General features: G+C 47.7%; 8 protein-coding genes. 6 read left to right on the forward strand and 2 right to left on the reverse strand.

Annotation, left to right across the window (positions count from 1 at the left end; translation table 11 throughout):
- Positions 1–4 precede the first annotated feature (4 nt).
- From ACYVEA_RS25500 to ACYVEA_RS25525, 6 genes are all read left to right on the forward strand, one after another.
- Complete coding sequence (locus tag ACYVEA_RS25500) at positions 5–580, forward strand: DinB family protein (RefSeq protein WP_461116252.1); 576 nt, start codon at positions 5–7, stop codon at positions 578–580.
- A gap of 20 nt (positions 581–600) precedes the next feature.
- Positions 601–2,937: a glycoside hydrolase family 65 protein gene (locus ACYVEA_RS25505; RefSeq protein WP_461116253.1), complete on the forward strand. Its 2,337-nt coding sequence runs from the start codon at positions 601–603 to the stop codon at positions 2,935–2,937.
- 47 nt (positions 2,938–2,984) lie between these two features.
- Entirely contained in the window at positions 2,985–3,398 is a 414-nt protein-coding gene (locus tag ACYVEA_RS25510) for a hypothetical protein (protein ID WP_461116254.1), read from the forward strand.
- 190 nt (positions 3,399–3,588) lie between these two features.
- Complete coding sequence (locus ACYVEA_RS25515) at positions 3,589–4,674, forward strand: hypothetical protein (protein ID WP_461116255.1); 1,086 nt, start codon at positions 3,589–3,591, stop codon at positions 4,672–4,674.
- Positions 4,631–7,081 carry a hypothetical protein gene (locus ACYVEA_RS25520; RefSeq protein WP_461116256.1) on the forward strand — a complete coding sequence of 817 codons (2,451 nt, stop codon included), beginning with the start codon at positions 4,631–4,633 and terminating at the stop codon, positions 7,079–7,081. The genes ACYVEA_RS25515 and ACYVEA_RS25520 overlap by 44 nt, the downstream gene beginning before the upstream one ends.
- A complete protein-coding gene (locus ACYVEA_RS25525) occupies positions 7,078–7,737 on the forward strand; it encodes a class I SAM-dependent methyltransferase (RefSeq protein WP_461116257.1) in 660 nt (219 codons plus the stop codon). Before ACYVEA_RS25520 ends, ACYVEA_RS25525 begins: the two co-directional genes overlap by 4 nt.
- A gap of 5 nt (positions 7,738–7,742) precedes the next feature.
- Here ACYVEA_RS25525 and ACYVEA_RS25530 read toward each other — a convergent pair whose 3' ends face one another.
- Both ACYVEA_RS25530 and ACYVEA_RS25535 read right to left on the reverse strand, forming a co-directional pair.
- Positions 7,743–8,207 carry a hypothetical protein gene (locus ACYVEA_RS25530; RefSeq protein ID WP_461116258.1) on the reverse strand — a complete coding sequence of 155 codons (465 nt, stop codon included), beginning with the start codon at positions 8,205–8,207 and terminating at the stop codon, positions 7,743–7,745.
- The gene (locus tag ACYVEA_RS25535) at positions 8,204–8,617 is read right to left on the reverse strand and encodes an AAA family ATPase (RefSeq protein WP_461116259.1); all 414 of its coding nucleotides are present in this window, start codon (positions 8,615–8,617) and stop codon (positions 8,204–8,206) included. Before ACYVEA_RS25535 ends, ACYVEA_RS25530 begins: the two co-directional genes overlap by 4 nt.
- Positions 8,618–8,705: the final 88 nt, after the last annotated feature.

The following is an 8,705-nucleotide window of genomic DNA, read 5'->3' on the forward strand; positions in this document are numbered from 1 at the left end:
TCTCATGCAAAAACTCACGATTGCCCACGACCTGCAACACCGACTTAAGATCGTTCTGGAAACCGTAGAACGGGAATTTATTCCGCTGACTGACGAACAGCTCCGGTGGAAATCCGCGCCCGATCGCTGGAGTATTGTCGAGTGTTTGCAGCATCTGAATCTGGCAGAACGGTTCTACATCCGGAACATTCAGCATAAAGTTGATAGGCTTGGGCTGTTGCAAACCAACCCCACAGACCAACCTGTCGTCAGTGATTGGGTTGGGAAGGCCATGCTGTTTGCTGTTGATCCCACCGTGAAAATTAAACTGCCAGCACCCGGCATGATACGTCCCCGGCCAGCGGCAGATCTGACTCCTGCCGACGTACTGAGGCAATTTGTTGAGCTGCAAACGTTGCTGCTTTCGCTCCTGGATAAAGCCGTTTATCTCGACTGGAATCGGGAAAAATTGATGAGTTTATTTGGTAATTGGCTCAAGATACGGTTGGGTGATGCCCTTCGGATGCTGATTGCCCATACGGAACGTCATCTGAATCAAGCGATGCGGGTGAAAGCGGAAATGGCTATTTTTACGCCGTAGAGACCTATAACTAACCATTGATGAAACACTATTTTACTGAAGACCCCTGGAATATTGTTGAAGAAGGATTTCACCGTGACTACAACGAAATTACCGAAAGTGTGATGTCGCTCGGTAATGGCCGGCTCGGTGGCCGCGGTTCATTTGAAGAGAAATTTACGGGTAAAACCTTGCAGGGTAACTACGTGGCGGGTGTTTATTATCCCGACAAAACCCGCGTTGGCTGGTGGAAAAATGGCTACCCCGAATACTTTGCCAAAGTGCTGAATGCCGCCAACTGGATTGGTATCGACATTGATATTGAGTACGAAACTCTTGACCTGAATCATTGTGAAGTTCGTGATTTTCGACGGGTGCTGAACATGCAGGAGGGCTACCTCGAACGTTCGTTTATTGCTCAGCTTAAGAGCGGAAAAGAAATACAGGTAACTACAAAACGGTTCTGTTCCATCGTCGACGACGAGGCCGGGGCCATTCGATACGCCATTAAACCGCTGAATTTCGACGCTAAAATTACGGTTACCCCCTACATCGATGGCGATATTCGGAACCGCGACGCCAATTACGATGAAACGTTCTGGGACGAAGTGCGGAAAGAAACGGCTTACGGTGAAGCCTATATTGAACTGCGCACCCGCAAAATGGGCTTTCACGTAGCGACTGGTATGTGCGTTGAGATTGAGCAGGATGGTGTAAAAGTTGATTACCAGTCGCAGCCAATTAAATACGAAAAATACGTAGCGAACCGCATTACGCTCGATTGTCGGCAGGGGCAGGAAACGGTCATGTACAAGTACGCCGTAAACCTGTCGTCGCTCAATTACGATTCTGATACCATCATCAAGGAAGCGCATCAGTACATTCAGCGTATAACCCGGAAAGGCTTTGAAAAAATGCTGTTCGAGCAGAAGCAGGCCTGGGCCGATAAGTGGAAAACGAATGATATCGTCATTGATGGCGACATCGTGGCGCAGCAGGGTATCCGGTTCAATATTTTTCAGCTCAACCAGACCTATACCGGTGAAGATGAGCGACTGAACATTGGTCCGAAAGGGTTTACGGGTGAGAAATACGGTGGGTCGACCTACTGGGACACCGAAGCCTACTGCCTGCCATTCTACCTCTCGACGGCTGATCAGAAAGTGGCTAAAAACCTGCTGGTTTACCGGTATAAACAACTCGGTAAGGCCATCGAAAATGCTCAGAAACTTGGCTTTCGGGCGGGCGCTGCGCTGTATCCGATGGTGACGATGACGGGCGAGGAGTGTCATAACGAGTGGGAAATCACCTTTGAGGAAATTCACCGGAACGGGGCCATCGCTTACGCCATCTACGATTACGTTCGCTACACGGCCGACGAGCAGTATCTGGTTGAGTATGGTCTGGAAGTACTGATTGCCATCAGTCGGTTCTGGAGCCAGCGCGTCAACTGGTCGAAAGCCAAAGAGCAATACGTTATGCTGGGCGTAACGGGGCCGAATGAATACGAGAATAACGTTAACAATAACTGGTACACCAACTACATTGCCGCTTGGACGTTGCGGTACACGACCGAAGCCGTGGCGAAAGTGAAAGCGCTGGACCCCGCTAAATACGCCGAGCTGATTGACCGGATTCACTTTCGGGAAGAAAAAGAACTGGCTACGGCCCGGCACATTATCGAGAAAATGTACCTGCCACAGGATGAGACGCTGGGCGTTTTTCTACAGCAGGAAGGCTTTCTGGATAAAGATCTGATGCCCGTGTCGGACATTCCGAAGGGACAACGGCCCATTAATCAAAACTGGTCGTGGGACCGGATACTGCGTTCGTGTTTCATCAAGCAGGCCGACGTCTTGCAGGGGCTCTATTTCTTTGAAGATGAGTTCGATACCGAAACGCTACGGCGCAATTTCGACTTCTACGAACCGATGACGGTGCATGAGTCGTCGCTCTCACCCTGCGTTCACTCGATTCAGGCGTCGAAGCTAGGGATGAAGGAAAAAGCCTACGAAATGTATCTGCGCACAGCCCGGCTCGATCTGGACGATTACAACAATGACACCGAAGATGGCTGCCACATCACGTCAATGGCCGGTACATGGCTGGCCGTGGTGAAAGGTTTTGGTGGTCTGCGGATTGAGAACAAAGGCGGCACTGACCAGCAGTTATCGCTGAATCCGTACTGCCCCGATAACTGGCAGGCGCTGGCGTTTAAGATTCGATTCCGGGGCGCGTTAATTCAGGTGACAACCACCCAGCAGGACGTAACGGTACAGAATTTCTCGGCTTCTCCAATCACCATTAGTTTGCATGGTAAAGAGTTGGTTATTAAGGCTGAAAGTCAGAAGACGGTGGGCGTGACGGCTATTGCTTAGAATTGATTACTAAAAATATTAACTTAACGTCATAAACGGGAAAGGATATGAACGATAATATTGTCTACATGGGCGTTAATGCACCAAGGATTCATCAGGCTATTATTGCTCAGCTTGTTACAGGCTTAATGAATCTATATCGGAATCGTCAGACCCGACTTTTTGCCTATCCTGAAGCCATGATTGATCAGAGTCAGACCAGTCCTGTGCCAGATTTGCTGTTAGCTGACCCGGACACAGAATTGACATCCGTATTAATTGAAGTGACGCACACACAGGGCGTTAAGAAAGATACTCAGAAACTGAAGGAGTTGATGGTAACTTATGAGGTGCCGGAGGGGTTTGTCTATGACTACAAACTTAATATTTGGCATCGTTACGAATTAGACGGGCCAGATTCTGGTGAAGAGTCGTCATTTTGTAAAGCAGTTAACCAATCACTTAGTGAGTTTCTGTTTTAGATACCCTGATCTCACAAAAAAATCCCGAACAAGTACGTGCTTGTTCGGGATTTTTTTGTGGGGGTAACGTGTAATTTATCTGGTTTCGCGTACTAGCTATCAGCACATATAGACCACACAGTAAATACCCTTGTTAGATTCGTCCTGTAGCAGGTACTTTTGGAATCTGTGTATTGATTTGACATGCTTAATGAGTTGTAATTATCTCACAAATGGTAAAAAATGGGGGCAACTATTACATCATATTGTTTTGCTGCTGATTGGTTTGTGTCTGACAACTTGTCAATCGTCGGAGCGCCAGACTACCGAATCACCCAAACAGATCACCCCCGCCTTTTATCATTGGAAAGTAGCCTACAACCCAACTCATTCGGAACTAGAGCAGCTTAAAGGTCTGAAAACCAGTAAGCTGTATCTCCACTTTTTCGATGTAGACTGGGACGCAAAAAACCGTCAGCCAATACCGAAAGCCTTTGTTCAATGTCGGCAAAAGCTCACTGGTAACATAGTGCCGGTGGTCTTTATCACAAACCGGACGCTGAGCAACGTAGCGCCTTCAGCACTGCCTGTACTGGCTACGAACATTACCCAGGCCATCACCCGCATCAGTCAGAAGAATGCGATCCGGTTCGAGGAAGTGCAGGTTGACTGCGACTGGTCGACCGGCACGCGCGATCGCTATTTTAGGTTGCTTACACTGCTGAATCAGCAACTTCATCGCCCACTTTCGGCAACGATTCGGCTGCATCAGATCAAGTACACCGATCAAACGGGTATTCCGCCCGTAGCGCGGGGCATGTTGATGCTCTATAACGTAGCGGACTGGAAACGGGCTGATACGCGCAATTCCATTTACGATGCCGATGTGGCCAACCAGTATCTATCGTTTGTGCCAACCTATCCATTGCCGCTCGACGTCGTGCTGCCGCTTTTTCGCTGGACGGTGGTATATCGGAATAATCGTTTCCTGACGTTTTTGAACAACGTGGACCGGACGTCACTGGCGAGTCGTAAATTTCTGGCCGTTCAGTCCGATAGCATGCGGTTTCTGACCACGCGTGATACGTCGGCGTTCGGCTTTTCGATTCGGCGGGGCGACCTGTTTCGGGCTGAAGCTGTTTCGTCCGAGACGCTGCTGGCCGAAAAAAAGCGACTGCTAGGCCAGATTCGCAACCAAAAAATTACATTTGCTTTATACCACCTCGATTCCACTATTCTTTCTGCGTATTCTCGTGAAACCCTTCAAACTCTTTTCCTCCCACAGACACTTCCGTAGACCTGTTTTACTCGTTGCGATCGTTCTTGGATTTGCCTGTGGCCCATCGTTCGACCCGAATGAGTTTATGAGCTTCTTTATGCCCGAATCGACCAATGCTCAGCCTGCAGATCGACGCTATTTTTTTACACCCCAGTTTTATAATGACGCCGAAATTGCGGAGCAGTTTACCGATAGTATTATTGTGGACGAGAACATAGGGGCCTGGGCAAGTTACGCGGGGGGCAATCTCCCGCAAACGCTCATTAGTAAAGCGCTCTATGCTGAAAATTCGGAAGCGGTCAGTACGTTGAAAGCGGCATTGAATCGGACCAATCCGCAGGCGGTAACCTACCTGGATTTCGCCTGGGCAGCCGACAACGGACAGGAGAATCCGTGGCAGGTTGGCGCTGCCCAACCCGACAGTATGAAGCTGCTTCAACTGTTTAATAACGCCCAAAAAGGGTACGAAAGCGTAAACGATGCTTTTTTGAAGGAACGCTACGGCTTTCAGCTGGTAAAGCTGGCCTGCGAAATGGGGGATTATAAACAGGCGCAACTCGTGTATGATAAACTCTGCAAGCCTTTGCCAAAACGTACGTTTATCAGCGATTGGGCGTTGTGCCGACGAGCCGGTGCTACGTTGGCGCTGGGCGATACGGCGCAGGCGATCTACGAATTTGCGCAGGTATTTGATCGGTGTCCATCGCGTCGGAAAGCGGCCGAAACGAGTTTGCGCCGATACAACATCAAATTTCAGGAGGGCGCCATGCAATATGCAAAAACCGATCGCGAACGAGCGGCTGTGTATGCGCTCTGTGCGATTCAGCCGGGCCAGGATGGACTGGATTTACTTAAATTGCTGGTTCACTTGGCGCCCAAAAATCCATTAGTTGAGCTGGTGATGGCGCGGGAAATCAACCGGAATGAATATTACTTCTTTACGTCGGCGCAGGAGTACGTGAATGATGGTTTGCTGAATCGACCAGATTCAACAATGTTTGAAGGCCGAAAAACAGAAGCGGTATCGTATTTCGATAAACTCCGAAGCTTTGCCGTCGAATCGGCTGAAAGCAAGGAACTTGGTGATGGTGCATTCTGGTACACGGCGGCTGCTTACCTGGATTATATCGGAAAAGACTATAAGGTGGCTCAAACGCATCTTGATCAGGCAGTTCTGTTGCCGACAACGAACAAAAATCTGAAGTCGCAAATTACCGTACAACGCATGTTACTGCTGGCCGCGCAGACCGAAAAAATTACACCAGACGCTGAAAGTCAATTGATTGGTTATCTGGAATCGTTTGATAGTACCCAAAATTTTCGACTTAACAACGCCTTTGTAGCCGTCTGCAAACAGTTCGCCGATTTATATCAGCAAAAAACAGCGAAGAAATGTGGCTGGTTATCGAGTTGTAGCCGGTCAACGGATGACGCTGTTGATGGCCCATGTCAGGCGAAAGCATATTTGCTGACTATGCTCACGACGCAGGCGAACCCTGCTACGTATTTCGCCAGCACGGTCGACCCACATACCATCGAGGATACGATACCGCCAACAGTTGTTCAACAGACCATCGCCTTTGCTAACCAGCCTAACCCGTCTGATTTCGACAAGCGGTTGCTTAAATTATCCGGCTTAACGGGCGATTACCTGAATCTGTTGCTGGGGCGTCGTCTAATGATGAATCACCAGTATGCCGAAGCTGCCGATGCCTTCGCGAAGGTGGATCCTAAAACCTGGAAAGATGAGGCCTTTACGCTGTATTTTCAGCGAAATCCATTCGCCGTAAAAATGCCCCGGTTGGCCGCTCCGGTAAATTTTCCAGCTGAATCGGCAAAGAACCCTTACTCGCCGGTTCAGTTTGTCCGGCGGATGGCCGATCTGGAGCAGCAGGCCAAAGCCGCTACGGGCGACAAGGCTGCCGAATTATATTATCAGCTGGGCTGTGGAGCCTGGAATCTGACTTGGTATGGCAATGCCTGGCTTCTGGTAAAGTCGTATTGGAGCGCGGGTGAGCCACCCGTTTACGATGTGCCGACTAATCCCGTTGCCAAACAAAAACGCTTCGATGCGCTTATGAACACGGATTATTATACGACTACGTATGCCAGAAATTATTTTGAGCAGTCTGCAAAACTCGCCAAAACACCTGTCATGGCTGATCGATCGGCTTACATGGCGGCCCGTTGCGAATCCAATGCGTTTTCGGTGCAGCGATCCATTGAGCAAATTCGGAATGGCTACGTCTATGAAGAAGATTCAACCTTTGTGAAGAATATGCGGGTGTTGCGTAAAACTAAATACGCTACAGTATACAACGATTTTTTCAAAAACCACACCCACACGATGTTCAATAAAGAGATGATTCGCGAGTGTGCAATGTACAGGGATTTTCTGTCGTTTGGTGAACAGACCGGGGAATGAACGATGAAGCAAAAAGGCTTAAATCGAACACGGGAAGCGGTTTCGACTGGATCGCTCCTATATATGATGCCCTGGCGTTTGTCGTGTTTGGGAGAAAGCTGCAACAGGCACAGCTTACGTTTCTGAATCGAATTCCCCACGACGCCACTATTCTGCTGGTGGGTGGCGGAACCGGCTGGCTACTTGAACAGGTGTTGACGCAGTGCAAACCTCGTCGCGTACTTTATCTCGAATTGTCGGCCCGGATGGTAGCGCAGGCCAGCCAGCGAATGGTGAAAAACGGAGTAGTAGGTTCCGTTGAATTTCGGGTCGGAGATGTGCGTGACTTGCCCACCGACGAACCTTTTGACATCCTCATAACGCCCTTTCTGCTGGATCTTTTCCCTGAATCAACCGTACAAACCGACGTTATCCCTAAACTGCTACGTATCCTGAAGCCGACTAGTTTATGGCTCGTCACTGATTTTGTTACAACCGATATTTGGTGGCAAAAAGCCCTTTTATGGAGCATGATCCAATTTTTTCGCCTAACCGCCGGGATCGAAACGGCGCAATTAGCCGATTGGCAACGACTCCTTTCCGAAGCTGGATTGATACGTCAGGAAAGCCAGCCGCAGGTAGGAGGGATGGTTCGGGCGGAGATTTGGGGAAGGTAAGGAATCTAAACTGTATAGTTTTGATAATCAATTTCTTCCGGCCGTGCCACAGCAGAAGATTGTACGCCTTCAAATTTAGGATGATTGTTAACTGCATCCCGAAATGCCTTGTCAATAATGACGGCTATTTTACGATTGGACAAAAGAATCGCTTTCAGATGCCAGTAATCTTTCTTTAGGCGCAGACACTTCTTTTCAGTTGTCTTTGAAAATTTGAGTTCATCCAATTGAGCATTGGTTATGTTCACTAGTCGTTCATCTTTTGTTAATCGACTAATTATACTTAGTATACTTTGACCATAGTTTCCTCGATTACTATCATGATATTCTTTAAAAAGCTTTTGTGTAATAACAAGAGAACCTGTTTCATAGAGCCATTCAATTAATTTCTTATATTCTGGATCAATAGGATTTTTGAAATTTTTGGCAATATTATTATCGACGAATAAATCTTTGATGTCTTTTTTCATTTTATAGAGTTCATTGCAATATCCATTACATCCATTTCATATGTTTCGAAAAAAACTCTAGGTGCTCCTTTAATTGCACCTTTTGTAGTGAATTCTACATCATGAACTACACTTTTGACCCCATCGTTTTCGAAATAAAGAACTTGCACGTCTTCTGGTTTAAGTTCACCAGTGACTAGTAAAAGACGTATTCTATTGAGTAAATATTCACTATGTGTTTCGACGATATATTGCTTTTCAGTTCGCTTAATTTGGTGGGCTAAATAGTTGCCGAAAGATGCTTGAATTGGAGGATGCAAGTGTATTTCAGGCTGCGAAATAGCTAAGCATGAATCATTACTAAGTTGAAAATCGGCTACAATTATTGGCAAAAACTGGCTCACCCCAAAACCAGTATCAGCTAAGAGCATGTTGGGAAATCACATTTGGTAATAAGTCTCAATGCGTTGTAACATAATCTGGCTATTAGCCAGATATAGCCAACTGGCCGAAGAAGAT

The sequence above is a fragment of the Spirosoma jeollabukense genome (genome assembly GCF_054777855.1).